The sequence below is a fragment of the Streptomyces vinaceus genome (assembly GCF_008704935.1).
Classification (GTDB): Bacteria; Actinomycetota; Actinomycetes; order Streptomycetales; family Streptomycetaceae; genus Streptomyces; species Streptomyces vinaceus.
Window position 1 is genome coordinate 3,239,945 of the sequence record NZ_CP023692.1, and the last position, 26,250, is coordinate 3,266,194.

The window sequence follows — 26,250 nt, forward strand, 5'->3', positions numbered from 1 at the left end:
ACGCGGAGGTCACGACCCCGCGTTGACTGTCCGGTAGGGCCTGAAAAGGCCTACCGAAAAGCAATGCATGGACGAACAAAGGGCTCCACGATGCCGGCAGGCCATTCCACCGGTCGCGGTCGACGTTCCTCTCTCGGCCCCCGCGCGCAGCGGCGGGCCGAGCGGCGCAAGCGGCTCCGCCGCACGCTCCTCGGCTCGGCCGCGGCGGTCGCCGTGGCGGCGACGGCGTACGTGATCGTGCCGCTGGACGACGCCGAAACCGCCTCGGACGGCGTGGCGGCGCCCGCCGGTGCCCCCGCGGCCTCCGCCGCTCCCGCGGGGGACTCCGCCGCGCCCGCCTCCCCGTCGGCCTCGGCCGGACCGGCCGGCTCCGCCGCGTCGGGGGAGCCCTCGGGCGACCCGTCGAAGCCGGGCGGCGGGGCGAGCGCCGGCAAGACCCCGCAGTCCGGGCCGGGGACCTTCACGGGCTCCTCGCGTTCCGGGCAGCCGCAGGGCAAGGGGGCCGCCCGCAAGTGGCGGGTCGAGGTCGAGGAGGGCAGCGGGGTCGACGCCGACTCCGCCGCCCGGTCCGTCGAGAAGATCCTCGGGGACCCCCGCGGCTGGATCAAGGACCCGGCGTACGGGTTCCAGCTCGTCGGGGCCGGCCAGCCGGTGGACTTCACCGTGAAGATCGCCACGCCGAAGACCACCGACCGGCTGTGCGAGGTGGTCACCCCCGAGCTGATCGGCGAGACGAACTGCCGGGCCGGCCACACCGTCGTCGTGAACCTCAAGCGCTGGCTGGAGGGATCACCGCAGTTCAAGGGGGCCGTGGAGGAGTACCGCGCGCTGATCGTGAACCACGAGGTGGGTCACGAGATAGGCCGCGACCACGAGACCTGCCCGGGCCCTGGCAAGCCCGCCCCCGCGATGATGCAGCAGATCAAGGGACTGCTCGGCTGCACGGCGAACGCCTGGCCTTTCGACGGAAATGGAACCTACCTGTCAGGACCACCCGTCCCATAAGGCAGAGGAGCGGCCACCGGCCGCCGGCCAGGGACGAGGAGTGGTATCGGTGCGCGTCGTGAGCTTCAGCGTCCCCACCTGGTTCCCGCCCCGGGCGGGGGAGAAGGCACGGCGGCCCGAGGTCCAGCTCACGGACCAGGAGTCGGCCGTGTTCCTGTGCCTGGCGACCGGCGCGTCCAACGCGGAACTGGCCGTGGAGCTCCAACTCTCCGTCAGCACGGTCAAGTTCCACGTCCACAACATAAGAGCGAAGTTGGGCGGCATCAGCCGCCTCCAAGCCTGCCTCCTGGCCGCCCTGGCCCGCGAGGGCGCGAGGGCCCAGCCGCGCTGCGGGGGCGTCAGCGGCGGCGGTGGAGGAGGCGGCCGGATATGACCGTGGCCACGCAGGTGGTGGCGCCCTGCGCGAGGAGCTGTGCCGGGTCGGCCACCGCGAAGGCCGCGAAGCGGGCCGGGGCGCCCGCTTCCAGGACACCGTGGAAGGCCTCCTGCGGCGACCCGCATCCCGCGAACGGGTCCAGCGAGGGGGTCCCGGGGGCGGGCGACGGCGGGAGGAGGGTCAGGCCCGAGCGGGACACCGCCGTGCGCACCGCCGGGACCGTGAGCCTCCCCGCCACCGCCACCACCCCGCGGGCCAGCAGCTTCTGCGTGGCCCGGCGGGCGCTGTTGCCCCAGCGGGACTCGGTCAGCTTCAGGTCGGCCAGCGCCTCGGCGCCGCTGATCGGGCCGGTTCCGAGCTCGGCGGTCTCGTACGGGTCGTCCGGGTAGTACGTCCGCTCCAGCAGCTCGTCCGCCCCGCGCACCAGCAGCCCCGGGGTCAGCACCCCGGGCCAGCGCCGGACCCGCGCGTGCGGGCAGGCCGCCGCCAGCTCCTCGTACGGGCCCACCCGGGCGATCCGGTCCCCCTCGACCAGGACCGCCCCGGCGGGCAGCGGCTCGCGGCCGGGCCCGGGCAGCGCGACGTCGGCGGTGTGAAGCGTCAGCACGGGTGCGTCAGTTCGTGGAGATGAGCTTCAGCTCGGGGTGCGCCGTACCGCCCTCGATCGCCGTCGACGAGATGTGCGAGACCACGCGGTCGTCGACCGGGTCGTTCGCCGGGTCGTCGTGCACGAGGAGGTGCTCGTACGTCGTCGCGCGCTGCGCCGGGACCCGGCCCGCCTTGCGGATCAGGTCGATGATCTCCTGGCGGTTCGAGCGGTGCTTGGCGCCCGCCGAGGAGACCACGTTCTCCTCCAGCATGATCGAGCCGAGGTCGTCCGCGCCGTAGTGCAGCGAGAGCTGGCCCGCCTCCTTGCCCACGGTCAGCCAGGAGCCCTGGATGTGGGCGACGTTGTCGAGGAAGAGCCGGGCGATGGCGATCATCCGCAGGTACTCGAAGACCGTCGCCTGGGTCCGGCCCTTGAGGTGGTTGTTCTCGGGCTGGTACGTGTACGGGATGAAGGCGCGGAAGCCGCCGGTGCGGTCCTGCGTGTCCCGGATCATCGCGATGTGCTCGATGCGCTCGGCGTTGGTCTCGCCGGTGCCCATCAGCATCGTGGAGGTGGACTCCACGCCCAGCTCGTGGGCGATCTCCATGATCTCCAGCCAGCGCTCGCCCGACTCCTTGAGCGGGGCGATCGCCTTGCGCGGCCGCTCCGGCAGGAGTTCGGCGCCGGCGCCCGCGAAGGAGTCGAGGCCCGCCGCGTGGATCCGCTTGATGGCCTCTTCCGCCGAGACGCCCGAGATGCGGGCCATGTGGTCGACCTCGGAGGCGCCGAGGGAGTGGATGACCAGCTGCGGGAACGCCTTCTTGATCGCGGAGAAGTGCTCCTCGTAGTACTCCACGCCGTAGTCCGGGTGGTGCCCGCCCTGGAACATGATCTGCGTGCCGCCGAGCTCGACGGTCTCCGCGCAGCGGCGCAGGATGTCGTCGAGGTCGCGGGACCAGCCCTTCTTGGTGTCCTTCGGGGCCGCGTAGAAAGCGCAGAACTTGCACGCCGTGACGCACACGTTCGTGTAGTTGATGTTGCGCTCGATGATGTACGTCGCGATGTGCTCGGTGCCGGCGTAGCGGCGGCGGCGCGCCGCGTCGGCGGCCTGGCCGAGCGCGTGCAGCGGGGCGTGCCGGTAGAGGTCGAGCGCCTCTTCCTTGGTGATCCGGCCCCCTGCGGCGGCACGGTCGAGGACAGACTGGAGAGCGGCCTGGTCGGTCACCGGTGCGTCACCTTTCGGCGGTGTCAAGAGGTACGGACCGATCCAGCCTACGCCAGGGCCCGTCGGCGGTTCTCAGGGGATGCGGGTCAGGTCGCCTTCGGGGTTTCCGGCCGGGGCGTCGCCCGACTTGTAGTGGAGCGTCCCGTCGGCGTTGAGGGTGAAGCGCTCGTCGGCGGAGCCGTTGGAGCAGATGCCGGGCGCCGGGTTGGGGCCGCCCGCCGTGTCCAGGACGAGGGAGCGGTCGGTGGCGGAGGACAGCTTCCAGTCGCCGCTGCAGTCGGTGCCGAAGAGCGGGAGGACCGACTTGTCCCGGGCGACGACCTCGCCGACCTTGCCGGCCTTGATCGTGATCTCGAACTCGCTGGAGACTCCGGCCCGGGCGGTGGTGACCGTCCCCTTCCAGGTGCCGACGAGCTCCTTGGGGACGTCGCGCCGGGTGCCGGCGGGCGCCCCCGTCGAGGGCTTGGCCGTCGAGGGGGTGGCGGAAGGGGTCGCGGATTCCTCCGGGGCCGGGGTGCCGGACTGCGCCGACGCCGGGGGCCTGGCCGCGGCGTCGCCGGAGGCGTGCTGGTCGGCGTCGCCACCGGTGCCCGGGAGCAGCCCCAGCCCGTACAGCCCGCCGCCGGAGAGCACGGCCAGGGCGGCGGCCGCCGCGAGGACCAGCGAGCAGCTGAACCGCCGCCCGGCCGCGTTGAAGGTGACCTGCCGCCCGTGGTCCGGGGAGGTCCGCGGCGGCGGCACCGCGCCGCCACCGGTCTCGGTGGGGGTGTGCGCCGCGTCCGCGGGCGGCGGCCCGTACGGCCCGTAGGAGGGGACGGGGACGCCGGAGCCGGAGCCGCTCCCGTACGAGGGGTCCGGCGCTCCGAAGCCGACCGCGGGTCCCCCGTACGAGGAGGCCGTGAACGGCACCGGCCCGGACCCGGATTCGCCGGCCGGCGCCGCGCCGCCCTCCGGGGCGCCGACCGGGGCGGCCTCCAGGTCCAGCAGGGCCGTGGCGGCGCGGCTGGCGTCCTCCACCACCGGCGCGGGGAGCCAGCCGGGGGCGCGCAGGGCTCCGGCGAGCGCCTGCGCGATCTCGGCCGGGGCGGGCCGGTCGGCGGCGGCCTTGGCCAGGCAGGCCGCGATCAGCTCGCGCAGCCCGCCGGGCGGGACGGCGTCGAGCTCCGGCGGCTCGTGGACCACCTTGTAGAGGAGGGTCGCCGGGTTGTCCCCGGTGAACGGGGGCCGGCCGGTGGCCGCGAAGGCGAGCACGGCGCCGAGCGAGAACACGTCGGCGGCCCCGGTGACCCCCTTGCCGAGGATCTGCTCGGGGGACATGTAGCCGGGGGAGCCGACGGAGACGCCGGTGGAGGTCAGCGAGGCCGTACCTCCCCCGGACTCCGTCCGGGGGGACCCCCAGGCCCGGGCGATGCCGAAGTCGATGAGCCGGGGGCCGTCCAGGGTCAGCATCACGTTGGAGGGCTTCACGTCCCGGTGGACCAGCCCCAGCCCGTGCACGGCCACCAGGGCGCGCGCCAGGCCTTCGCCGACGGCTCGTACGGAGGCCTCCGGGAGGGGCCCGTGCGCGGCGACGGCGCCGCCCAGCGAGGGGCCCGCCACGTACCCGGTGGCCACCCACGGCACGGCCGCCTCCGGGTCGGCGTCCAGGACGGGCGCGGTCCACTCTCCGCCGACGCGGCGCGCGGCCTCGACCTCGCGGCGGAAGCGGGCTCGGAACTCCTCGTCGGAGGCGAAGTGCGGGTGCACGATCTTGACGGCGACGGTCCGGCCGCCGGCGCTGCGGCCGAGGTAGACCCGCCCCATGCCGCCCGAGCCGAGCCGGCCGAGCAGCCGGTACGCACCGATGGTCCGCGGTTCGCCGGCTTCGAGCGGCTGCATCGCGTCCCCCTCCCCCGTGGGTGCCTGAGCACTGAGCACTGAGCGCTGACGGCCGGTCCCGGACCGGCCAAGAGCACCTTAGGGGTGCCCGCCCCGCTGCGGGGAGGTATTCCCACCCCGTGGACGGGAAAGCGAAAAGAGGGGGAATTCCCGGGAAACGGCATTTCCGCCCGACCGGAACCGGGCCGACAACCGGAACCGGCGGCCCCTGACGGAAATGATCAGCAGCGCACGCCGTCGCCGTTCAGCAACTCCACCGCGACATCGGCCGCATAGCCCGTACTCGGTCCCGTACGACGGGCGAATTCCCTTACACCGGCCAACTGTTCGGGCCCGAAGCGGAAGTCGAGCGTCGTGAAGTACCGCTCCAGCAGATCGGCGTCGAAGGCCTCCCAGCGGGCCGCCTGCTCGGCGACCTTGGCGACCTCCTCCAGGGAGAGGTCACGGGAGTCGAGGAAGGCCTCGTGCACCTTCTGCACGACGAGCGGCTCACGGGCGAGGTAGTCCTTGCGGGCGGCCCAGACGGCGAAGACGAACGGCAGTCCGGTCCACTCCTTCCACATCTGCCCCAGGTCGTGCACGTGGAGGCCGAGCCGGGGCGCGTCGTGCAGCGAGGCGCGCAGCGCGGCGTCGCCGATCAGTACGGCGGCCTCCGCCTCCTGCATCATCAGGCCCAGGTCGGGCGGGCAGGTGTAGTAGTCCGGCCGGACCCCGTACCGCTCGGAAAGCAGCAGCTGGGCGAGGCGCACGGACGTACGGGAGGTCGAACCGAGGGCGACCCGGGCCCCGTCCAGCCGCTCCAGCGGCACCTGCGAAACGATCACGCAGGACATGACGGGGCCGTCGCAGCCGACCGCGAGATCGGGGAACGCGACGAGCTGGTCGGCGTTGCGGAGGAACTCCACGAGGGTGATCGGACCCATGTCGAGCTCCCCCTGGACGAGTCGCTCGCTGAGCTTCTCGGGGGTGTCCTTGGTCAGTTCCAGGTCCAGCAGCGTGCCGGTTCTGGCCAGTCCCCAGTAGAGCGGAAGGCAGTTCAGGAACTGAATGTGGCCGACGCGGGGCCGGCTGCGATAGACGTCCACATCGCGAGACTAGCCCCCGGGTCTCCGTCAGCCTTCGGGCGGGCCTCAAACGTCCGGGTGACGTGATCTTTCCCTCTGGTCTCCGCCGCAGGGTGCGTGCTAGGCTCGTCGCAAGTTGCAGTTTGGTTTCCCTTGCAGTACGAGGCCTGCGGAGAATGTGACCCGCAGGCTTTTGTAGTTTTCAGACTTCTTAGCAGGTTCTGGAGCAGGGCGACCCTTTGGCCCATAGGAGGGCTCATGGCTACCGGAACCGTGAAGTGGTTCAACGCTGAAAAGGGCTTCGGCTTCATCGCCCAGGACGGCGGCGGCCCGGATGTCTTCGTCCACTACTCCGCGATCAACGCCTCTGGCTTCCGCTCCCTCGAGGAGAACCAGATGGTGAACTTCGACGTCACGCAGGGTCCGAAGGGCCCGCAGGCGGAGAACGTCACCCCGGCCTAATCGCCTGGGCCAACTCTCATCGCGGGTTGGAAAAGCAGTACCCAAGGAGCCCTGCCTCCTCCGTGCGAGCGGAGGCGGCGGGGCTCCTGCCTTTCCCCCCGGGGACACGGGGTGAAACGCCGACCGCCCCTGGCCGCCGTCGAGACGGTGGCCAGGGGCGGTCGCTGTGCGACTGCGGAGCGGCCGGCCTACGAAGCCGGCGCCGGCGCCGCCGTGATCTTCAGGTCCAGGACCAGGACCACGTTGTCCTTCGTGATCAGGCGCAGGTGGTACGTGCCCGGGGCGACGTCCGTGGTGAACAGCTCCGGCAGCGCGATCTTGCCGTCGGCGCCGGCCGGGGCCAGCAGCAGGCTCGTGACCTTGTTGCCGTCCTTGTCCTTGAACCACGGGCCCTTGGACTTGGCCGCGTCCACCGGGACCCACGCCCCGCCGTCCTCGTGCCTCTCGACGAGTCCGGCCGTGACCTGCGTGCCCTCCGCGGCCTTGCCCTGCGCCGTGGCCGTGACCTCCAAGCCCTTCAGGCCCTTGCCCGCCTCGACCTCCAGCGGCTTGTCCGCACCGGCGTCGGTCCGGGACAGCTTGTCCGCGACCGGGGCCGGCTTCGCCGTGACCGTACCGGTGAAGGTCACCGTCAGCTGCGCCTCGGTGTTGTACGCCGCCACCCGCAGGGTGAAACCGCCCGCCTTGGCACCGGCCTTCAGGCCGGGCAGCGCCGCGATGCCCTCGGAGTCGGTGTCGACCACGAGGAACGTCTTGCCCTCGGCGCCGATGGAGGAGCCCGTGGTGTCGTCCTTGAGCTCGAACAGGATCGGCTTCCCGGCGGCCGGCTTGCCGTCGCTGAGCACCGCCTTGATCCGCGGGACCGCCGTGAACGCCGACCCGGCCTCGGCCTTGAGCTCCGCACTGCCGAGCAGCTCCAGCTTGGCCAGGGTCGGCGTCGGGGTCGGCGTGGGCTTCGGCTCCTCCGGCTTCGGCGTGGGCTTCGGCGTCGGGGTGGGGGTCGGCTTCGGGGTGGGCGTGGGCTTCGGGGTCGGGGTGGGAGTCGGCGTGGGCAGCGTCCTCGTGGGCGGCGGCGTGTAGTCGCCGACCGGCGGGTTCGCCACCCCGGTGGCACCGTTCTGGTACTGGTGCATGTACCCGAGCACCGTGTTCACGTACTCGCGGGAGTTGTTGTAGCTGAGGATCGCCCGGTCGAGCTGCGCCTGGTCCGAGAGGTTCCGGTCGCCCGCGCACAGGTAGAGGCCCGCGCCCAGCGCCGCGTCGTAGATGTTGTTCGGATCGCGCTTGGAGTCGCCGTTGCCGTCGGCGCCCCAGGTGGCCCAGGTGGAGGGGATGAACTGGAGCGGGCCGACGGCGCGGTCGTAGACGGCGTCCCCGTCGAACTCGCCCTTGTCGGTGTCCTTGATCTCGGCGAACCCGTTGCCGTCGAGGCGCGGGCCGCGGATCGGCTTCTCGGTGTAGCCGTCGGCCTTGAGCCCGTAGCCCGAGGCGTGTACGGACTCGACCCGGCCGATGCCGGCGATCAGCTGCCAGGGCAGCTTGCAGTTGGGGAGCGCGGCGGCCACCGCCACCTCGGCGCGGTGGTACGCGTCCAGGGCGGTCGCGGGTATGCCGCTGACCCCCTCACCGGCGCCCGCACCCGCGGCGGGCGGTACGGCCGGGTCGGCGAGCGGGTCGGGCAGGTCGAGGCGGGCGTCGCCCCGGTCGGTGGCCTGGGGGCTGTCCGGGGTGGGCTCGGACTCGCCCGCGTCGGCGGTGGACGTGTTGGTCACCACCGCGGCGGTCGTCAGGCTGGCCGCGAGCGCGGCCGTGCACAGGACCTTGCGCGAGGTGTTGACGAGGTGACGGTGAAGCGGCTTCACAGTGCGGCGATCCCCCCAAGGCGGCCGACAAGGTATACGACGGCGGGTCGAGCCGTGGATATCCACTGTCTATCAGGTATTCGGACGCGACTCACCGCCGCCCCGGCAGATATGACACACCATTCGTCTCGGCTTCACCGGCTCCTCACGGCCGTTCGCACAAAGGACGCCGGTCCCTGCCGGAAAGATCCCAAAGGCCTATGATCCGCCCGCGATCGCCCGCTTAGGGTCCTTTCATGGCGACCGGTACCAAGAACGACCCCCGGGGGCGCGGGCGGTGCGCCACGGACGGATCCGGCCCGGCCCGTCCTACGGTGGGATGCCATGACCACCATCGATCCGATCCGCGTCCCCGACCTGTCGGACCGCCCCCACCAGCTGACCGTCGAGCGGTCGATGATCGCCACCGAGCACACCCTGTACGCGGGGTGGACCGAGGAGTTCGACCGCTGGTTCGCCGCCCCCGGCTCGGTCCTGATGCGGGCCGAGGTGAACGCGCCGTTCTTCTTCGAGACCGAGTCCGCACCCGAACCGGACGGCCCGCGCACCAGGCACCCGCACTACGGGCGCTTCCTGCGGCTGGTCCCGAACCGGCTGGTGGAGCTGGCCTGGGTGACGGGCCGGGGCGGCACGGAGGGCGCCGAGACCGTCGTCACGGTCGAACTCCTCCCCCACCCGATCGGCACCCACGTCCGGCTGACGCACGCGGGCTTCCAGGACGAGGCGGCCCGCGACCGGCACGCGGCGGCCTGGGAGCAGGTACTGGTGCAGCAGGACGAGGCGCTGACCGGGGAGGAGTGAGGTCCGGGGGCCGGGCGGCTGCGCCCCTGCTCACAGGCTCTCGCGCAGCCGCCCTCAAGGCCGCCATCGCCGCCGGGCGTCGCGAACTGGCCGCCTCTTCGACGCGCTGCGCGCCGCAGACTGGCACGCCCCCGGCCTCCGTAAGGGCTGGACCGTCCGCGAGGTCGTCGCCCACTCCGCGACCACGCCCACCACCCGTGGACCGCCGCTCGGCGGGCCACCGGCCGCCCTCGGCCACGACGTGGTCCACGGCCTGGACCTCACCGGCGTACGGCTGTGCGCGCAGGACACCGACTGGCCCTAAGGTCCGGGGCGGAGCCGGTGTACGGCGATGCCCAGGACCTGCTCCTGCCGGCCGGCGCCTTCGGCTACGGGGCCGCCAACCTGCGCCTACAGACAGGCCCACACCGTCTTGCCCGGGTGGCCCGGCGGGCGGTCGCGCACCCCCCAGTCCCGGGCCACGGCCTCCACGACCACGAGCCCGCGCCCGCCCTCCGCCGAGGGATCGGCGGGGGCCGACGCCTCGGGCGGGCGGTGCTCCCCGCGGGCGTCGCTGACCTCCACCCACACCCGACGCCCGTCGTACCGGAGGACGACCTCGAAATTCCGCCCGGGTACGTGCCCGTGCACGACGGCGTTGGCGGCCAGCTCTCCGATCACGAGCTCGACGTCCTCGGCGAGCGTGCAGCCGTACGGGATCCCCCAAGCGGCCAGCTGAACCCCTACGAGCCGCCGCGCGAGCCGCGCCCCCCGGCGGGTGGCGCTGAGGAGCATGCGGGCCTGTGCCATGTCACTGATTTCGGTCGTCACCTCACCGAGCGTGTCCGGAGCGCCGTACGCTTTCCAGTGACGGCGGCACTACGGCCGAGTCCCGTAGGGCTGGCCGCTGTTGCGTGTACGGCCCGTACGGACGAGGGCGGTTCAGCCTATGAACGACCTGTCAGACCGCGAGGAACAGCCGGAGCGACCGGTGGAGGTCGACGGCACGGCGTACCTCTTCAAGGCACTCGGCAAAATCATCAAGGTGCTGCGAGAAGCGGCCGGCCTTCAGCAGAAGGAACTGGCAGCGCGGGTACATGTGGGAGAGGACCTCGTGTCCTCCATCGAGCGGGGAGTACGGACTCCCCAGCCCGACTTCCTGGAGAACGCCGACCGCGCCCTGGGCGCGGGAGGCGTCCTGCGGGCGGCGATCCCGGAGGTCCGGGAGGCACTGAAGCGGGCACGGACGCGGCATCCGGACTGGTTCCGGAAGTTCGCGGAGGCGGAGGCGCAGTCGGTTGCGCTGCATTACTACGGCGTGCAGGCCATCCCCGGGCTCCTCCAGACCGAGGCGTACGCGCGAGCTGTGTTCAGTCATCGCCGACCGGTACTCGATGAACAGACCATCGAGAAGCGGGTCGCCGACCGGCTGGCGCGGCAAGCGATCCTCGATCGTTGGCCCGCCCCGACATTCAGCTTCGTCCTGGAACAGGCGCTTCTCGAACGTCCCACCGGTGGCCGGGCGGTGCACTCGGTACAGCTAGGCCGACTACTGGAAGTCGGTCGGCGGCGCACCGTACATCTCCAGGTGATGCCCATGGATCGTGAGGAACACCCCAGCCTGGACAGTTCGTTCACGCTCCTGCGCCCCAAGGGGCGCAACGAGGTTGCCTACACCGAGACTTACGGGCACGCCAACATCATCACCGACCCGGAACAGGTACGGATCTACAGCGAGCGCTATGGCATCATCCGGGCACAGGCACTCACGCCACACGAGTCCCTAACCTTGATCGAGAAAATGCTGGGAGAACCATGAACACCACCGACCTGGACTGGTTCAAGAGCAGCTACAGCAGCGGCGAGGGCGGTGAGTGCCTCGAAGTCGCCTTCACCTGGCGCAAGTCGAGCCACAGCGACGGCGAGGGCGGCCAGTGCGTCGAGGTCGCCGCCTGCGCCCACGCCGTCCACGTCCGGGACTCCAAGGTGACGGCCGGGCCCGAGCTGGCGGTCGCGCCCTCGGCCTGGGCCTCGTTCCTGGGCGGGGTCACCGGAGCCTGAGCTCCGGCCAATCGGCATCAGAGGAAGTCCGGGGGTTTCCCGGCAGTCCACTGTCCTTCCGTGTCGGTCCGGGCCGTCAAGGGCGCTCCCTTCGGTCGCGTCGCTGCGCGATGGCCTTCGGCCACCCTTGACTGCCCGGCCCGCCCCGGAATGCCATAAGACTGCCGGGAAGCCCCCGAAGGAACGGTCAGGGGGACAGTCATGCACACGGCCCCGCCAGAGATGCCGGCCGGGACTCCCGACCATCCGCGCCCCCTTCCACGGCACCACCAGGCACGGCCGGGACGGGGGGCGCGCCGGATCGCCACGTGCTCCGCTCGGCATGGCGTCTGGCGGCCGTCCGGGGCTCAGCCGTTCTCGGGCTCGACGGGGAGCCAGAGTTCGGCCTCCGCCTGGGTGTGGTCCGGTGACGGGCGGATGCGGAGGATCTCCGGGCCGGGGCGGCTGCGGTAGGGGTTCGACGGGAACCATTCGGTGAAGACGTCGCGCCACAGCTCCTGGATGGCCAGCGGCATCGGTCCGGAGGTGTTGAAGACGGCCCAGGTGCCCGCCGGGACGGGCAGGGCGGTCTCGTCCTGCGGGGCCTCGGTGGTGATCACGCCGTGGTGGTAGTCGAGCTCGGTGCCCTCGGCCCGGCTGGGGTCCAGGTCGTCGCAGACCGCGACGATGCCGTGCGGCTCCTGGTCCGAGAGCTTCTCCAGGCGCTCCAGTGTCTGCGGGTCGATCGCGCGGACGAAGTTCATGATCGCGTGATTCGGTCCCGCGTGCACCAGGGGTACGCGGGCCTTCGGCCCGGCGACGACAAAAGCCGGCTTGTCCACGATGCGGTAGCGCATGCTGCTGCTCCCTTCGATGGTGAGGCGGAAGGCCATCCGGGACTGGGAGCTCAGCGTGGCGCCGGTGCGGCGGGCCTCGCCGGGGCCGATGCCGTGCATGGCGCGGAACGCCCGCGCGAACGCCTCGCCCGAGCCGTACCCGTAGCGCACGGCGATGTCCAGCAACGTGTCGCGTCCCGCGAGCACTTCGGCGCCCGCGAGGGTGAGCCGACGACGCCGTACGTACTGCGACAGCGGCATCCCCGCCAGCGCGGAGAACATGCGGCGCAGGTGGTACTCCGAGGTGGCCGCGATCCGCGCCAGCTCGTCCACCTCGATCTCCTGGTCGAGATGGCGCTCGATGTGCTCCATGGCCTGGTTCAGCCGCTCCAGCATGCCCGGTGTCCTTCCTCTGTACGACCATCACGCTAGGCACCGCCCACCGTGCCGGACCCGACATCCTGTGCCCGATCCGGTCGGGTGCGCTCCCGGCCCCGGACGATCGCCGGACGCCATGCCGACAGGAGCGCGTAGCGATCGACCGCGCCCCCCGTCATGGCCGGGGCTGGTGGTGCGGGGAAATGGGGGGTGGCTGAACGGGAGGTGCTGATCGGCATCTCTGACGGGCCGCTCCTGGTCACTTGACCTCCCGGCCATTCCTTCGGGGGCTTCCCGGCAGTCTTATGGCATTCCGGGGCGGGGCGGTCGGTCAAGGGTGGCCGAAGGCCATCGCGAAGCGACGCGACCGCAGGGAGCGCCCTTGACGGACCGACCCGACACGGAAGGACAGTGGACTGACGGGACGCCCCCGGACCCTCCCCGACCCCGCCCCACGGGACCCCGCCCCGACCCGCCTCCCCACCAGCCGGGCCGGTTCGGCTGCGCCCTACCCTGCCGCCCCGGCCAGGATCCGCGCGAGTTCCGCCGGCTGCGAGAACATCGGCCAATGGCCCGTGTCCACCCTGACCAGGGTCCAGCGCTCGCCCTCCAGGAGCGCGGTGACGGCCGGGCCCGGGTCCTCGCCGTCCAGCAGGCACTTCACGTACAGCGCGGGGAGCTCGGAGAGCGGGCCCTTCAGCTCCGCCGGTTCCGTCAGGGTCGCGCCCGGGTGGGGGGTCGCGCCCCTGACGATGCGGCTGATCTGCTCCTCGTCCAGCCCCTGCCCGGCGCAGTCGCCGGCGGTCAGCGGCGGCCAGAAGCCGTCGTGGGCGGCGATCTCGTCCGCCACCGGCCAGCCGTCGGAGAAGGACCGGCCGTCCACCGGGACGTTGGCGTCCACGAACACCACTCGCCTCAGCCGGTCGCCGATCCGCTCGGCGGCCTGGCCGACCGGGATGCCCGAGTAGCTGTGGCCGACCAGGACCACGTCCCGCAGGTCGAGGCGTTCGACCTCGTCCACGACGTCCCGGACGTGCGTCTGCTGTCCGGCCGGTTCGCCGCTGCGTTCGGCCAGGCCGGACAGTGTCAGCGGGTGGACTTCGTGCCCCGCCGCGCGGAGCGGCGCGGCCACCGCCTCCCACGCCCAGGAGCCGAGCCATGCGCCTGCCACGAGTACGTAGTTCGCCATGGCGGCACCGTAGCGGCCCCCACTGACAGCGCTCCCGGTCTCAGTCCCCGTACAGCGCGTCGATCTCCGCCGCGTAGCGCTGCGCCACCGCCGTGCGGCGCAGCTTCAGGGTCGGGGTCAGGGTGCCCGCCTCGATGGTGAAGTCCTCGGGCAGGATCCGGAAGGCGCGGATGCGGGCCGGGCGCGAGACCGTGGCGTTGGCCTGGGTGACCGCCTCCTCGACCAGGGCGCGGACGGCGGGGTGGGCGGCCGCGCCGGCCAGGTCCAGGTCGAGGCCCTCGCGCCGCGCCCAGGCCGCGATCTCGTCCGCCTCCAGGGTGATCAGGGCGACCGGGTGGGGCCGGCGGTCGCCGATGAGGACCGCCCGCGAGACGTACCGGGAGCGCTGTACGGCGAACTCGACCTCCGTCGGGGTGATGTTCTTGCCCGCCGAGGTGATGATCAGCTCCTTCTTGCGGCCCGTGATCGACAGGAACCCGTCGGCGTCCAGCTCTCCGAGGTCCCCGGTGTGCAGCCAGCCCTCCGCGTCCAGTGCCCGCGCCGTCGCGGCCGGGTTCGCGTGGTAGCCCGGGAAGACCATCGGGCCGCGGACCAGGATCTCGCCGTCCTGCGCGATGCGGACCTCGCAGCCCGCGATGGGCCTGCCGACCGTGCCGTGGCGTGCGGCGCCCGGGTGGTTCAGGCTGATCAGCCCGGCGGTCTCGGTCATCCCGTAGCCCTCGTAGATGGCGATCCCGCAGGCCCGCAGGAAGTCCAGGGTCGCCGGGGCGATGGGCGCGGCGCCGGTCACCGCCTGGTTCAGCCGGCCCCCGAAAGCGCCCCTGACCAGCGAGTACAGGTTCTTCTCCGCCTCCTCCCAGGCCGGCCGGTCGGACTCCGGCAGCCGCCCTTCCGCCGCGAGCAGCCCGATCCGCACCGCCTCCCGGAAACGCTCCGCGCCGCCCTCCTGGGATTCGGCCATCGACAGCACCACCGAGTGCACCTTCTCGAACAGCCGGGGCACGGAAGGGAGATGGGTGGGCCGTGCCTCGGCCAGCTCGGACAGCACGTCCTCGATCCGGCCGCCGAAGTAGCAGAGCTCCCCGCCCTCCATCAGGGTCGTGAACTGGATCAGCTGGGCCAGCACGTGGGCCAGCGGCAGGTACAGGTACGTGGAGTCGCCCGGCCCGCCCTGGATCAGCGGGAGCGTCGCGTCCTGGATGGCGCCCATGTTGCCGTGCGTGAGACGGCAGCCCTTCGGCAGGCCCGTCGTCCCCGAGGTGTAGATGATCGACGCGTCGGCGTCCGGGGTCACCCGCCGGGCCCGTTCCAGGAGTTCGGCCTCCGGCGCCCGCTCCATGTCCGCCAGTGCGTCCATCCGTACGACGGCGCGCAGCGCGGGCAGCTTCGGCCGCAGCGCCTCCACCCGGTCCGCCTGGGCCGCGTCGTCGCAGACGACGGCCACCGCCTCCGCGTCGGAGAGGACCCAGGCCAGCTCCTCCTCCCCCGCCGTCGGGTAGACGGGTACGAGGACGGCGCCCGCGGCCAGCAGCCCGAAGTGGGTGTACGTCCACGCCGGCCGGGTCTCGGCCAGGACCGCCACCCGCTCGCCGGGCCGGACCCCCAGACCGATCAGCGCCCGGCCAGTGCGCCGTACGCGCTCGCGCAGTGCGGCGTACGTGACGGTGGTCCAGCCCCCGCCCCCGCCCCCGTCCCGGTGGCGCAGGGCGGTCTCGCCGCCGTACCGCTCCGCCGCCCACTCCGTGAACACCGCCAGCGTCTCCGGTCGCACAGCGTCCATCGCGTTCGCCTCCCTGGGGTCCGTACGGCGTACGGCGTACGGCGCACGTACGTCCGACCGACGCTAGGCAGCCAAAGCCCCCGTGCGACATGACCGGAAGCGTCACGACCCCTGACCCCAGCGCTCATCCGGGCTACCGTCGGAGCCATGGGGAGGCGGACGATCACCGTGCACCATGTGCGTGCCGTGCTCGCGGGGGCGGCGCGCGGCGGCATCGACACGGTGCCGCTGCTCCAGGAGGCGCAGATCCCGCCGCTGCTGCTCGGGGACGACCGGGCGCGGGTCACGCCGGCGCAGTTCGCCCGGCTGTTCCGGGCGTTGTACCGGACCACGCAGGACGAGTTCCTCGGCCTGTCGGCGGTGCCGAGCCGCCCGGGCACGTTCGCGATGATGTGCCACGCCTCGCTGGGCTGCCGGGACCTCGGCGCGGCGGTGGAGCGCGCCGCGACCTTCTACGGGCTGTTCCCGGGCGGCCCGGAGCTGCGGCTGGAAGTGAGCGGCGCCGAGGCGCGGTTCACGGTGCGCAACGACTTCGCGCGGGACGAGGAGCGGTTCCTGACGGAGTGCGTGCTCGCCATCTGGCACCGGCTGAGCAGCTGGCTGATCGGGCGGCGGATCCCGCTGGCGCACGCGGCGTTCGCGTATCCGCCGCCGCCGCACGAGGCGGAGTACGAGATCCTGTTCGACTGCCCGGTCCGCTTCGGGGCGGACGGGACGGGGGCCGCCTTCGACGCGCACTGGCTGGCCGCACCGCTCGTACGGGAAGAGGCGGAGCTGGACGCGATGCTGCGGCGGGCCCCCTTCGACCTGCTGTCGCGGCCGGAGTACGGGACGACGGTCGCCGAGCAGGTGCGCCGGGCCCTGGCGGGGCAGCTGCGGACCTCGCCGCGGCTGCCGGCGCTGGGCGAGGTGGCGGCGCGGCTCGCGGTGTCCCCGGCGACGCTGCGGCGGCGGCTCCAGCAGGAGGGCACCTCGTTCCAGCAGCTGAAGGACCACGTCCGGCGGGACGCGGCGATCGCGGGACTGGCCGAGAGCACCGAGCCGATAGCCGAACTGGCGGCCCGCCTCGGCTTCTCGGAGGACACCGCCTTCCACCGCGCGTTCCGCCGCTGGACGGGCACGACCCCGGGCGCGTACAGGATCGCCTCGGGCGGCTGAGGCGGGCCCGGTGCGCGTGGCGGTGCGAGGCCGGGTCAGGAAAGGTGAGCTACGCGGTCAGCGACGTTCCGACCGGTCGGTCACTACGTTCTCCTCACCCACCCCCCGCACGAAACGTTTCGTTGGGAGAGCCGCCCATGCGTTTGCGAATCCCCGTGTCCGTGGCCGCACTGGCCCTGTCGCTGCTGACCCCCGCCACGGCGTCCGCCGCCGCGCCCGAGGCCGGCCGGCCGGGGGACGTCGTCGATGTCGCCCCCTCCGCCTTCCATCCGCTGCCCGGGCAGCCGACCGGCACCAAGGCGTGGAAGATCCACTACCGGTCCACCACCGCCGACGGCGTCCCGAACACCGTCTCCGGCACCGTGATCGTCCCGCAGGACGGCCGGACCGGCCCGCGGCCGCTCGTCACGTACGCCGTCGGCACCGTCGGCATGGGCGACTCCTGCGCACCGAGCAACAACCTCCCGTACGGCACCGCCATGGAGGCCAACCTCATCCAGCAGCTCACCCTGCGCGGCTGGGCCGTGGTCGTCACCGACTACGAGGGGCTCGGCACGCCGGGGGTGCACACGTACACGGTGGGCCCGTCGGCCGGGCGGGCCGTGCTCGACGCCGCCCGCGCCGCCACCCGCCTCCCCGGAGCGGGGCTGTCGGCGGACACGCCGGTCGGGATCATGGGCTACTCCCAGGGCGGCCAGGCCAGCAGCTGGGCCGCCGAGCTGCAGGGCTCGTACGCCCCCGAGCTGAACGTGAAGGGCACGGCGACGGGCGGGGTCCCGGCCGACCTGATGGAGGTGGCCGACTTCAACAACGGCTCGTACGGCTCGGGGCTCATCTTCATGGCGGCGGCCGGGCAGGACGCGGCCTTCCCGGAGCTGCGGCTCGACTCGTACCTCAACCCGGCGGGCAAGGCGCTGGTGGCCGGGATGCGGGAGAACTGCGTGGCGATCGACGCCATCGCGGGTTCCTTCAAGCGGATCTCCGACCTGACGACCCGCAACCCGCTCGAACAGCCGGACTGGCAGGCCCGGTTGAACCAGAGCCGGCTGGGGCGGACGGCGCCGGCCGCGCCGGTGTACCAGTACCACGCGCTCGGCGACGAGCTGATCCCGTACGCGGTCGGGCGGCAGCTGCGCTCGGAGTGGTGCGCGAGGGGCGCGGACGTGGAGTGGCAGACCATCTGGGTCGGTGAGCACGTCAGCGGCGTGATCACCCACTCGGTGGCGGCGGGGAACTGGCTCGCCGACCGCTTCGCGAACCGCCCGACGCACGGCGACTGCTGAGGGACCGGCAGGCGGGGCCGTGAAAACCTCTGTCCGCCCGCCGGAGCACGGTGATAGACATCCGGCGTGGAAAAGAATCTTGAGTTCTCCGACCTGCTGCGACTGATCGACGAACGGTCGACCGCCTTCCGCGCCGCGGCCGCCGCCGCGCCCGGTCTCGACGTACAGGTGCCGACCTGCCCCGAGTGGACGCTGTTCGATCTGGTGAAGCACCTGGGTGGGGGAGACCGTTTCTGGGCCGCCATAGTCGGCGCGGGGCCCGCAGACGCTCCCCCGGCCGGTGCCGCCGCCGCGCGCGCGGCTCTGGAACTGCCGCGGGAGCGCGAGGCCCTGCTGGCCTGGCTGGCCGCGTCGACGCAGCTCTTGCTGAGCGCCCTGCGCGAGGCGGGACCGGAGAGCGGCTGCTGGGCGTGGTGGAGTGGCGTGCAGACGCCGCGGACGGCCGGCGGAGTCGCCCGGCACCGGGTCCAGGAGACCGCGGTGCACACCTACGACGCCCTGCTCGCCGGGGGCGCCCCGCAGCCGCTGCCGGCCGAGGTCGCGCTCGACGGTGTCGAGGAGTTCCTCTTCACCTGCGTCGCGACGCGCAGCGCCTGGCCGCACGAGCCCGCTGCCTTCGACTTCCACGCCACGGAGGGCCGCTCCTGGCGCCTCACGGTCGACGGCGACGGCGCACGCTCCACCCGCATCCCCGCACCCAGCGCCGAGAGCGGCGAGAACGCGGACGCAGCCGGCGTCTCCGTCCACGGCACGGCCAGCGAGTTGATCATCTACTTGTACGACCGCATCCCCGCCGGCTCCTTGCGCGTCGAGGGAGACGCAGGGCTCCTCGACCTGCTCCGCGCCTGGGAGCCGGAGGAGTAGGACGAGCGGGGGCGGCCGGCCGCACCTCGCCCCGCCAGGACACGACTCTTCGCCCCGGACCCCGGACCCCGGACCCCGAGCCGCTGAGACCCCGGACCCCGGGCCTCAGCGGCCCGGGGTCTCCGCGTTGCGGACGATCCGGGCGAGCAGCTCCCGTACGGCGGCGGTCTCGGCCTCCGAGAGTCCCTCGGCCAGTCGGGCGTCCAGCTTCGCGACCAGCGCGTCGGCCTGCGCGAACACCTCCGCGCCCCGCTCGGTCAGCCGGATCTCGATGAGCGTGCCGTGGATCGGGTGCGGGGTGCGGGCGATCAGGCCGCGGGCCTCCAGCCGGCTGAGCAGGCTGTTCATCGTCTGCGGGGTCACCGAGAGCTTGCGCGCGAGCTCGGCCGCGTTGATCCCGGGGTTGTCGCTGAGCACGGCCAGCGCACCCTGCTGAGCAGCGGTGATCCCGGCCTCGCGCACCGCGGCCTCCTTGGCGGCCTGCGTGATGCGCTCGGCCTGCTTGATGTGGATCAGCAGCCGCTCGGAGTAGTGCATGGGGCGAGTGTAAGAGCGGGCGCCGGTGTGGGGCCAGTAACCACCAATCCATCAGCCAGCTTGCAGATAGCTATAAGCATGCTGTTAGCTACAAGCGCACGAACTCCTGCCCGTCTCACCAAGGGGATACCGCCATGACTGCTGTCCGCACCCGCCCGGCCCTCGGCAACGACCTCGCGCGCGCCATCGTCGACGCCGCCCTGGCCGCCGCCCGGGAGACGGAGCTCAAGTTCGCCATCGCCGTCGTCGACGAGTCCGGCCACCTCAGCGCCTTCGCGCGGATGGACGGTTCGGGCCTGATGACCATCCAGATCGCCCAGGACAAGGCCTACACGGCTGCCGCCTTCGGCCTGAGCACCACCGACTGGCACGAGTTCGTCGAGAACGACGCGCAGCTCGCGCCGGGCGCCCGCACCGGGATCGACCGCCTGGTCACGTTCGGCGGTGGCCTGCCGATCGTCGTCGACGGCCAGCTGGTCGGCGGCATCGGCGTCTCGGGCGGCCACTGGTCGGACGACGTCAAGATCGCCGAAGCCGGCCTCACCGCCGTCACCGCGATCACCGCCGCCACCGCCGGTTAGCCGTCCCGGGCCGGGGGGTGCCGGGGGTGCCGGGTGCCGGGGCACCCCCGGCCCCCCGACACCCCGCCCCCGCCCTTACGCCTTGCGGTACAGGGCGTCGATGTCCTGCTCGAAGGCGCGGGCCACAGCCGCGCGCTTCAGTTTCAGGGACGGGGTCAGGTGGCCGCCCGCCTCCGTGAACTCCACCGGCAGTACCGCGAAGCGGCGTATCGACTCCGCCCGCGAGACCAGGCGGTTCGCCTCGTCCACCGCGCGCTGAAGGTCCGCCCGCAGCTCCTCGTCCCGTACGAGCTCGCGCAGCGGAACGCCCGTCTTCTTGTGCATCTGCCGCCAGTGCGCCAGCCCCTCGGGCTCCAGGGTGATCAGCGCGGTGATGTACGGCCGGTTGTCGCCGGTCACCATGCACTGGCCGACCAGTGGGTGGGCCCGCAGCCAGTCCTCCAGCGGGGCCGGGGCCACGTTCTTGCCGCCGGAGGTGATGATCAGGTCCTTCTTGCGGCCGGTGATCGTCAGGTAGCCCTCGCCGTCCAGCTCCCCTATGTCCCCGGTCGCGAACCAGCCGGCGACCGCCTCCCCCGAGTTCCAGTACCCCGCGAAGACGTGCCGCCCCCACAGCAGCACCTCCCCGTCGTCCGCGATCCGCACCGCGGTGCCGGGCAGTGGCCACCCCACCGTCCCGAGCCGCGGTTTCAGCGGCGGGGTCACGGTGCTGGCCCCGGTCGTCTCGGTGAGCCCGTACCCCTCGAAGACGTCGATCCCGGCGCCCGTGTAGAAGGCCGCGAGCCGGCGCCCCAGCGGGGAGCCCCCGCTCAGGACGTACCGCACGCGCCCGCCGAGCGCCGCCCGGATCCGCCGGTACACGAGCGGGTCGTACAGCGCCCGGGCCGCGCGCAGGCTCACCCCCGGGGTCCGGCCCGGGGCGATCTCCCCGTACTTCTGGGCGATCCGCGCCGCGCGGTCGAACGACGAGGCGCGGCCCATCCGTTCGGCCGTCGCCCGGGCGGTGTTGTAGACCTTCTCCAGTACGTACGGGATGGCCAGCAGGAACGTCGGCCGGAACCCGGCGAGGTCGGCGAGCAGGTCCTCGGTCCGGATGCTCGGCGCGTGCCCGAGCTTGACCCGCGCGCGCATGCACCCCACCGCCACCATCCGCCCGAACACGTGCGAGAGCGGCAGGAAGAGCAGCGTCGAGGCGGCCTCCGTGGTCGCGGACTTGAAGACGGGGTGCAGGAGCTCGACCGCGTTGTCGACCTCGGCGAAGAAGTTGGCGTGCGTGATGACGCAGCCCTTGGGCCGTCCCGTCGTCCCCGAGGTGTAGATGAGCGTGGCCACGGAGTCGGGCGTACGGACGGAGCGGCGCGCGTGCACGACCGCGTCGGGCAGGTCCTCGCCGGCCTTCACCAGCCGCGCCAACGCGCCCGTGTCGAACTCCCACAGGTGCGCCAGCCAGGGCAGGTTGGCCCGCTCGGCGCTGATGATGCGGGCCTGCGCGGTGTCCTCGACGGCGCAGGCCACGGCCCCGGAGTCCTGGATGATCCAGCGAGCCTGGAGCGCGGACGAGGTCGGGTAGATCGGTACGGTGACCAGCCCGGCGGCCCACGCCGCGAAGTCCAGCAGGGTCCACTCGTAGGTGGTCCGGGCCATGATCGCGAGCCGGTCCCCCTCGCGCAGCCCTTCCGCGATCAGGCCCTTGGCGACGGCCGTCACCTCGGCGGCGAACTCGGCGGCGGTGACGTCGCGCCAGCTGCCGTCGCGCTCCTTGCGGGCGAGCACGGCCTCGCCGGGGGCCTCGCGGGCGTTCAGGTACGGGAGGTCCCCCAGCGATCCGCTCACCGGTACTTCTGCCAGCGCGGGCACCGCGGCCTCGCGCACCACCCCGTCGACGACGGTCAGCGCGGGCGGTACCAGTGCGGGCGGTACCTGCTGGTGCGGCACGGCTTCCACGGCGGTCTCCTCGACTAGCCTCCAGGGTTACCGCCGGTAATTTACGCAGGGGTAACCACGCTGACCAGCCCCTGCGCCCCCTTTGGTCGAACCCAACCGACTCCTCCACACCCCCCGCACCACCCGCACCGGTCCCCCGCGCGCACCGAAAACGCGTTGTGCCGCGGACGCGGGCCAGGCAGGGTTCACGCCCATGGGACATCTCGAAGCCTCGCACCTGGAGTACTACCTGCCCGACGGGCGTGTGCTGCTCGGTGACGCCTCGTTCAGAGTCGGTGAAGGTTCGGTGGCGGCCCTCGTCGGCGCCAACGGCGCGGGCAAGACGACGCTGCTGCGGCTGATCTCGGGCGAGATCCAGCCGCACGGCGGAACGATCACCTCCAGCGGCGGCGTCGGCGTGATGCACCAGTTCGTCGGCTCCGTACGGGACGAACGCACGGTCCGCGACCTGCTGGTGTCGGTGTCGCAGCCGCGGATCCGGGCGGCCGCGGCCGCCGTGGACGCGGCCGAGCACCTGATCATGACGGTGGACGACGAAGCCGCGCAGCTGAAGTACGCGCAGGCGCTCAGCGATTGGGCCGAGGCCCGCGGGTACGAGGCCGAGACCGTCTGGGACATGTGCACGACGGCCGCCCTCGGCGTGCCGTACGACCGCGCGCAGTTCCGCGAGGTGCGCACGCTTTCGGGCGGCGAGCAGAAGAGGCTCGTACTGGAAGCGCTGCTGCGCGGGCCCGACGAGGTGCTCCTGCTGGACGAGCCGGACAACTACCTCGACGTCCCCGGCAAGCGGTGGCTGGAGGAGCGGCTGCGCGAGACCCGCAAGACGGTCCTGTTCATCTCCCACGACCGGGAGCTGCTGGCCCGTGCCGCGCAGCGGATCGTCGCGGTGGAGCCCGGCCCGGCCGGATCCGACGTATGGGTGCACGGCGGCGGCTTCGCCACCTTCCACGAGGCGCGGGAGGAGCGCTTCGCCCGCTTCGACGAGCTGCGCCGGCGCTGGGACGAGAAGCGCGCCCAGCTGAAGCGGCTCGTGCAGGACATGCAGCAGTACGCGGCGCGCAGCGACGAGATGGCCTCGCGCTACCAGGCGGCCAAGACCCGGCTGCGCAAGTTCGAGGAGATCGGTCCGCCCCCGGAGCCGCCGCGCAAGCAGGACATCCGGATGCGCCTCCAGGGCGGGCGGACGGGCGTACGGGCGGTGGTCTGCGAGGATCTGGAGCTCACGGGTCTGATGAAGCCGTTCTCCCTGGAGGTCTTCTACGGGGAGCGGGTGGCGGTCCTCGGCTCGAACGGCTCGGGCAAGTCCCACTTCCTGCGGCTGCTGGCGGGCGATGACGTCGCCCACACCGGCACCTGGAAACTGGGCGCGCGGGTCGTTCCCGGCCACTTCGCGCAGACGCACGCGCACCCCGAGCTGATGGGGCGCGCCCTCGTCGACATCCTGTGGACGGAGCACGCCAAGGACCGGGGCGGGGCGATGTCGGCGCTGCGCCGGTACGAGCTGGAACGCCAGGGGGACCAGCCCTTCGACAAGCTGTCGGGCGGCCAGCAGGCCCGGTTCCAGATCCTGCTGCTGGAGCTGGCGGGCACCACCGCGCTGCTCCTGGACGAGCCGACGGACAACCTCGACCTGGAGTCGGCGGAGGCGCTCCAGGAAGGGCTGGAGGCGTACGAGGGCACGGTGCTGGCGGTGACGCACGACCGCTGGTTCGCCCGCTCCTTCGACCGCTACCTGGTCTTCGGCTCGGACGGGGTGGTGAGGGAGACCGCGGAGCCGGTCTGGGACGAACGCCGGGTCCAGCGGGCCCGCTGAGCGGCTCGTACGGGACCCGCTCGGCCTGCACGGGACGGAACTCCGCGCCCCCCGGCCACCCGCTCGCCCCGGGCTCCGGCCGAGACGGCCGACCGGCCCCAAGCCGTGCCCCGAGCAGGCGATCTTCCGGCCGCGGCGGCCGTGGCTGCCACCACTTGGCACCGTTCCGGCATCACCTCTTCCTTGTGTGCCGCGTTCCCCGGCACCCAGCGCCGCCCAAGGAGAGGCCCATGTTCCGACTACCACGCCTGGCCACCACCGCCACCGTCGTCGCCGCCGCCTTCACCCTGCTCGCCCCGACCGCCGCATCGGCCGGGGAGGCGACCCTGTCCGATCCGCGCACGGTCGCGCACTTCAACTACTCCGCCGGTGAGACCCCTGACAACATCGCCCTCGAACCCGACGGCTCCGCGAACCTGACCCTGTCCTTCGCCCGGAAGGTCGTACGCGTCGACAAGCACGGGTCCTCCCGGCTCCTCGCGGTCCTGCCGGAGGTCGCGAACACGGCGCCCCGGTTCGGCGGGCCCGTGGTGCTGGGAATCGTGCGCGCCAAGGACGGCACCCTGTACGTCAACTACGCGACCGGGACCAGCCAGACCGGCATCTGGCGCATCGGTCCCCACGGGGGCACTCCCGCCCAGATCGCCCAGCTCCCGGCCGACTCGCTCCCCAACGGCCTCGCCCTCGACGAGAAGCTCGGCGTCTTCTACGTGGCCGACTCCACCCGCGGAGTCGTCTGGCGCGTCCCGCTCAAGGGCGGAACGGCCACGACCTGGGCGGCGGGCACCGCGCTCCAGGAACTCCCCGGCGGATTCCTCGGCGCCAACGGCATCAAGGTCCACAACGGCGCCGTCTGGGTGTCCAACACCGACCGCCAGACCTTGCTGCGCATCCCCGTAGGCCGCGACGGCGGCGCCGGCACGATCGAGACCAGGGCGACCGGACTCGTCAGCATCGACGACTTCGACTTCACCGGACAGGACGACACGGTCCTCGCCGCGCTCCAGGACGACGAAGTCGCGCTGGTCCGCCCGAACGGCACCCACGCCATCGTCCTCACCTCCCCGGACGGCCTGTCCAGCCCGACGGCGGTGGCGGTGCTGGTGAAGCACGACGAAAAGGATCCGAAGGACAATCCGAAGGACAAGCAGCGGAAAGAGGAGGCGACCGTCTACGTGACCAGTTCCTCCTACTTCCACGCCGTCGCCCCGGACCCCAACCTCCTCACGGCCCGCCTCGACCGCGACAGCGACTGACAAGGAGCTTCCGCCATGCCCCCTCCCCAGGCCGGCGAGTCCGGCTGCGATCTGATGAAGCGCCTCGCGACGGACCTCAAGGCGAGCATCCACAATTCCGAGACCCACGCGGCCGGGATCAGGGCCAGGATCACCGAGCTGGAAGCACAGGCCGATCCGGACCAGGGCCAGATCAGCGCCCTCAAGCAGGCGCTGGACGTCCTCCTGAAGAAGATCGAGGAGGAGCGCGCTTCCCTGGCGGAGCTGGAGGTCGTGATCAGCGAGAACTGCTAGGACAGCGGCGGTGGCCGCCCGGCCCGGGCCGGATCAGGCGGCGGCGCGGGGTTCGGGGGGCGGGCAGTCGCGGCAGCGGCCGGGGTGGGGGGAGCGGAAGGCCCGCTCGCAGCCGTCGCAGGTCTGGAAGGGGTCCGGGCGTCTGATCGGCCTCGTCGCCGGGGCGGCCGGCAGGTGGGGCGGGAGCAGCGCCTTGAGCCGGTAGGCGAGTACGGATGCGGGGCTGCGCAGGGGTTCCGGGAGGTTCGCCGACAGGGCCACCCCGATCGCCTCGGGGTCGGCCCCGCGCTCCAGCCAGGCCGAGACGCCGGGTGCGAGGCGGCGTACGTCGCGTTCGGCCAGCAGGAGCCGGGGATCGTGGCGGCGCAGCCCGGCGAGCAGGGCGGCCGCGCCGGGGTGCACGCGCGGCGCCGCCGCCTCGGGACCGGCGCTCCCCTGCGGCTCCGGCCGGGGATCCGGCTCCGGCCCGTGGGCCGGGTCCGGCGCGGGGTCCGCGTCCGGCGCGGGGCCCGGGTCCGGTACGGGGTCCGGCTGCGGCTCCGGCCCGGGGTCCGGCTCCGGTACGGGCTCGTGGTTCGGGGGCGGGGGCCCGTGGTCGTCGGAGGGTGGCGGCCCGTCCGTACCGGCCGGCGGCTTGTTGTACGAGTACGTCCGCGTCACCACCCGCCCGGTCTCCAGCCGCTCGCGCCGCCGCTCCAGGTAGCCGTGGCGTTCCAGCTCGCGCAGGGCGGAGCTCATGCGCATCTCGCCCTCCGGGAACCGGGCCACCAGGGCCCTGATGCCGACCGGGGCGCCTTCCGGGAGCGACTGGATGTACGCCGCCACCCCGATGGCCGTCGCCGACAGTTCGCGGTGCTGGAGGAGGTGGTTGCCGACCACGGTGAAGTGTGTCGCGTGCGACGTGTTGACGTGGATGACACCGGATCGGGGGGTCCCGGCGCGAACTCGGGACGAGGCGCGCGAGGGCGCGCTAGGGTGCTGAATAGCCACGGGAAGCAGTCACTTCCTAAGATGGTCAGGCCCTCGACCGGGATTGCCGTCCCGCCGGGGGCCGTCTCATGTCTGCGGTTGTCGGGG

The 26,250-nt window shown here is 72.7% G+C and carries 26 protein-coding genes; 14 read left to right on the top strand and 12 right to left on the bottom strand.

All coding sequences use genetic code 11. The annotated features are described in order from the left end of the window. The first annotated feature begins 63 nt into the window (after positions 1 to 63). Both CP980_RS14355 and CP980_RS36730 read left to right on the top strand, forming a co-directional pair. Complete coding sequence (locus CP980_RS14355) at positions 64 to 1,005, top strand: DUF3152 domain-containing protein (protein ID WP_229907153.1); 942 nt, start codon at positions 64 to 66, stop codon at positions 1,003 to 1,005. Next, a complete protein-coding gene (locus CP980_RS36730) occupies positions 971 to 1,378 on the top strand; it encodes a response regulator transcription factor (RefSeq protein WP_150528316.1) in 408 nt (135 codons plus the stop codon). The genes CP980_RS14355 and CP980_RS36730 overlap by 35 nt, the downstream gene beginning before the upstream one ends. On the opposite strand, the gene CP980_RS14365 is transcribed toward CP980_RS36730, so the two are convergent. From CP980_RS14365 to CP980_RS14380, 4 genes are all read right to left on the bottom strand, one after another. Beyond that, the gene (locus tag CP980_RS14365; protein WP_150528317.1) at positions 1,344 to 1,988 is read right to left on the bottom strand and encodes an imidazolonepropionase-like domain-containing protein; all 645 of its coding nucleotides are present in this window, start codon (positions 1,986 to 1,988) and stop codon (positions 1,344 to 1,346) included. The genes CP980_RS36730 and CP980_RS14365 overlap by 35 nt on opposite strands. A 7-nt stretch (positions 1,989 to 1,995) precedes the next feature. Beyond that, entirely contained in the window at positions 1,996 to 3,195 is a 1,200-nt protein-coding gene (gene mqnC, locus CP980_RS14370; protein ID WP_132759680.1) for a cyclic dehypoxanthinyl futalosine synthase, read from the bottom strand. 72 nt (positions 3,196 to 3,267) lie between these two features. Beyond that, positions 3,268 to 5,073, bottom strand: a complete 1,806-nt coding sequence (locus CP980_RS14375; RefSeq protein ID WP_150528318.1) for a serine/threonine-protein kinase — start codon at positions 5,071 to 5,073, stop codon at positions 3,268 to 3,270. 221 nt (positions 5,074 to 5,294) lie between these two features. Next, positions 5,295 to 6,158: a menaquinone biosynthetic enzyme MqnA/MqnD family protein gene (locus CP980_RS14380; protein ID WP_132759678.1), complete on the bottom strand. Its 864-nt coding sequence runs from the start codon at positions 6,156 to 6,158 to the stop codon at positions 5,295 to 5,297. A 237-nt stretch (positions 6,159 to 6,395) separates the two neighbouring features. Between CP980_RS14380 and CP980_RS14385 the strand changes: the two genes are divergently transcribed. Further along, positions 6,396 to 6,599 carry a cold-shock protein gene (locus CP980_RS14385; RefSeq protein ID WP_030162033.1) on the top strand — a complete coding sequence of 68 codons (204 nt, stop codon included), beginning with the start codon at positions 6,396 to 6,398 and terminating at the stop codon, positions 6,597 to 6,599. Positions 6,600 to 6,787: 188 nt separating this feature from the next. Here the strand turns inward: CP980_RS14385 and CP980_RS14390 are convergent, their stop codons facing one another. Further along, positions 6,788 to 8,461: a lytic transglycosylase domain-containing protein gene (locus CP980_RS14390; RefSeq protein WP_229907152.1), complete on the bottom strand. Its 1,674-nt coding sequence runs from the start codon at positions 8,459 to 8,461 to the stop codon at positions 6,788 to 6,790. 324 nt (positions 8,462 to 8,785) lie between these two features. Between CP980_RS14390 and CP980_RS14395 the strand changes: the two genes are divergently transcribed. Next, entirely contained in the window at positions 8,786 to 9,262 is a 477-nt protein-coding gene (locus CP980_RS14395) for an SRPBCC family protein (RefSeq protein ID WP_132759676.1), read from the top strand. A 106-nt stretch (positions 9,263 to 9,368) separates the two neighbouring features. Next, entirely contained in the window at positions 9,369 to 9,566 is a 198-nt protein-coding gene (locus CP980_RS14400) for a hypothetical protein (protein WP_229907163.1), read from the top strand. Positions 9,567 to 9,652: 86 nt separating this feature from the next. Here CP980_RS14400 and CP980_RS14405 read toward each other — a convergent pair whose 3' ends face one another. Next, the gene (locus CP980_RS14405) at positions 9,653 to 10,072 is read right to left on the bottom strand and encodes an ATP-binding protein (protein WP_373312925.1); all 420 of its coding nucleotides are present in this window, start codon (positions 10,070 to 10,072) and stop codon (positions 9,653 to 9,655) included. Positions 10,073 to 10,190: 118 nt separating this feature from the next. Here CP980_RS14405 and CP980_RS14410 point away from each other — a divergent pair, with 118 nt between their 5' ends. Further along, positions 10,191 to 11,060 (top strand): helix-turn-helix domain-containing protein, encoded by an 870-nt coding sequence (locus CP980_RS14410; protein WP_150528319.1) that lies wholly within the window; start codon positions 10,191 to 10,193, stop codon positions 11,058 to 11,060. Further along, on the top strand, positions 11,057 to 11,302 hold the full coding sequence (locus CP980_RS14415; protein ID WP_150528320.1) for a DUF397 domain-containing protein: 246 nt from the start codon (positions 11,057 to 11,059) through the stop codon (positions 11,300 to 11,302). The genes CP980_RS14410 and CP980_RS14415 overlap by 4 nt, the downstream gene beginning before the upstream one ends. Before the next feature lie 347 nt (positions 11,303 to 11,649). Here the strand turns inward: CP980_RS14415 and CP980_RS14420 are convergent, their stop codons facing one another. The 3 genes from CP980_RS14420 to CP980_RS14430 form a co-directional block, all read right to left on the bottom strand. Then, positions 11,650 to 12,513 (bottom strand): AraC family transcriptional regulator, encoded by an 864-nt coding sequence (locus CP980_RS14420; protein ID WP_150528321.1) that lies wholly within the window; start codon positions 12,511 to 12,513, stop codon positions 11,650 to 11,652. A 490-nt stretch (positions 12,514 to 13,003) separates the two neighbouring features. Then, a complete protein-coding gene (locus CP980_RS14425) occupies positions 13,004 to 13,684 on the bottom strand; it encodes an alpha/beta fold hydrolase (RefSeq protein WP_132759672.1) in 681 nt (226 codons plus the stop codon). A 40-nt stretch (positions 13,685 to 13,724) separates the two neighbouring features. Beyond that, positions 13,725 to 15,464, bottom strand: coding sequence for an AMP-dependent synthetase/ligase (locus CP980_RS14430; RefSeq protein ID WP_150528322.1), 1,740 nt, complete (start codon positions 15,462 to 15,464; stop codon positions 13,725 to 13,727). Positions 15,465 to 15,611: 147 nt separating this feature from the next. Here CP980_RS14430 and CP980_RS14435 point away from each other — a divergent pair, with 147 nt between their 5' ends. The 3 genes from CP980_RS14435 to CP980_RS14445 all read left to right on the top strand — a co-directional run bounded on the left by CP980_RS14435 (position 15,612) and on the right by CP980_RS14445 (position 18,769). After that, complete coding sequence (locus tag CP980_RS14435; RefSeq protein ID WP_132759670.1) at positions 15,612 to 16,622, top strand: AraC family transcriptional regulator; 1,011 nt, start codon at positions 15,612 to 15,614, stop codon at positions 16,620 to 16,622. 137 nt (positions 16,623 to 16,759) lie between these two features. Then, positions 16,760 to 17,905 (top strand): lipase family protein, encoded by a 1,146-nt coding sequence (locus CP980_RS14440; RefSeq protein ID WP_132759669.1) that lies wholly within the window; start codon positions 16,760 to 16,762, stop codon positions 17,903 to 17,905. 66 nt (positions 17,906 to 17,971) lie between these two features. Further along, positions 17,972 to 18,769, top strand: coding sequence for a maleylpyruvate isomerase family mycothiol-dependent enzyme (locus CP980_RS14445; protein ID WP_150528323.1), 798 nt, complete (start codon positions 17,972 to 17,974; stop codon positions 18,767 to 18,769). A 105-nt stretch (positions 18,770 to 18,874) separates the two neighbouring features. On the opposite strand, the gene CP980_RS14450 is transcribed toward CP980_RS14445, so the two are convergent. Beyond that, a complete protein-coding gene (locus CP980_RS14450; protein ID WP_132759668.1) occupies positions 18,875 to 19,306 on the bottom strand; it encodes a MarR family winged helix-turn-helix transcriptional regulator in 432 nt (143 codons plus the stop codon). A gap of 134 nt (positions 19,307 to 19,440) precedes the next feature. Here CP980_RS14450 and CP980_RS14455 point away from each other — a divergent pair, with 134 nt between their 5' ends. Then, positions 19,441 to 19,887 (top strand): GlcG/HbpS family heme-binding protein, encoded by a 447-nt coding sequence (locus CP980_RS14455; protein WP_132759667.1) that lies wholly within the window; start codon positions 19,441 to 19,443, stop codon positions 19,885 to 19,887. Between the two features lie 75 nt (positions 19,888 to 19,962). Here CP980_RS14455 and CP980_RS14460 read toward each other — a convergent pair whose 3' ends face one another. Beyond that, positions 19,963 to 21,831 (bottom strand): AMP-dependent synthetase/ligase, encoded by a 1,869-nt coding sequence (locus CP980_RS14460; protein ID WP_150528324.1) that lies wholly within the window; start codon positions 21,829 to 21,831, stop codon positions 19,963 to 19,965. 193 nt (positions 21,832 to 22,024) lie between these two features. Here CP980_RS14460 and CP980_RS14465 point away from each other — a divergent pair, with 193 nt between their 5' ends. From CP980_RS14465 to CP980_RS14475, 3 genes are all read left to right on the top strand, one after another. Beyond that, complete coding sequence (locus CP980_RS14465) at positions 22,025 to 23,644, top strand: ABC-F family ATP-binding cassette domain-containing protein (protein WP_132759665.1); 1,620 nt, start codon at positions 22,025 to 22,027, stop codon at positions 23,642 to 23,644. Between the two features lie 230 nt (positions 23,645 to 23,874). After that, a complete protein-coding gene (locus tag CP980_RS14470) occupies positions 23,875 to 24,900 on the top strand; it encodes an NHL repeat-containing protein (protein ID WP_132759664.1) in 1,026 nt (341 codons plus the stop codon). Positions 24,901 to 24,915: 15 nt separating this feature from the next. Further along, positions 24,916 to 25,173 carry a hypothetical protein gene (locus tag CP980_RS14475; protein WP_150528325.1) on the top strand — a complete coding sequence of 86 codons (258 nt, stop codon included), beginning with the start codon at positions 24,916 to 24,918 and terminating at the stop codon, positions 25,171 to 25,173. 33 nt (positions 25,174 to 25,206) lie between these two features. Here CP980_RS14475 and CP980_RS14480 read toward each other — a convergent pair whose 3' ends face one another. Then, positions 25,207 to 26,052 (bottom strand): helix-turn-helix domain-containing protein, encoded by an 846-nt coding sequence (locus tag CP980_RS14480; protein ID WP_229907151.1) that lies wholly within the window; start codon positions 26,050 to 26,052, stop codon positions 25,207 to 25,209. Positions 26,053 to 26,250: the final 198 nt, after the last annotated feature.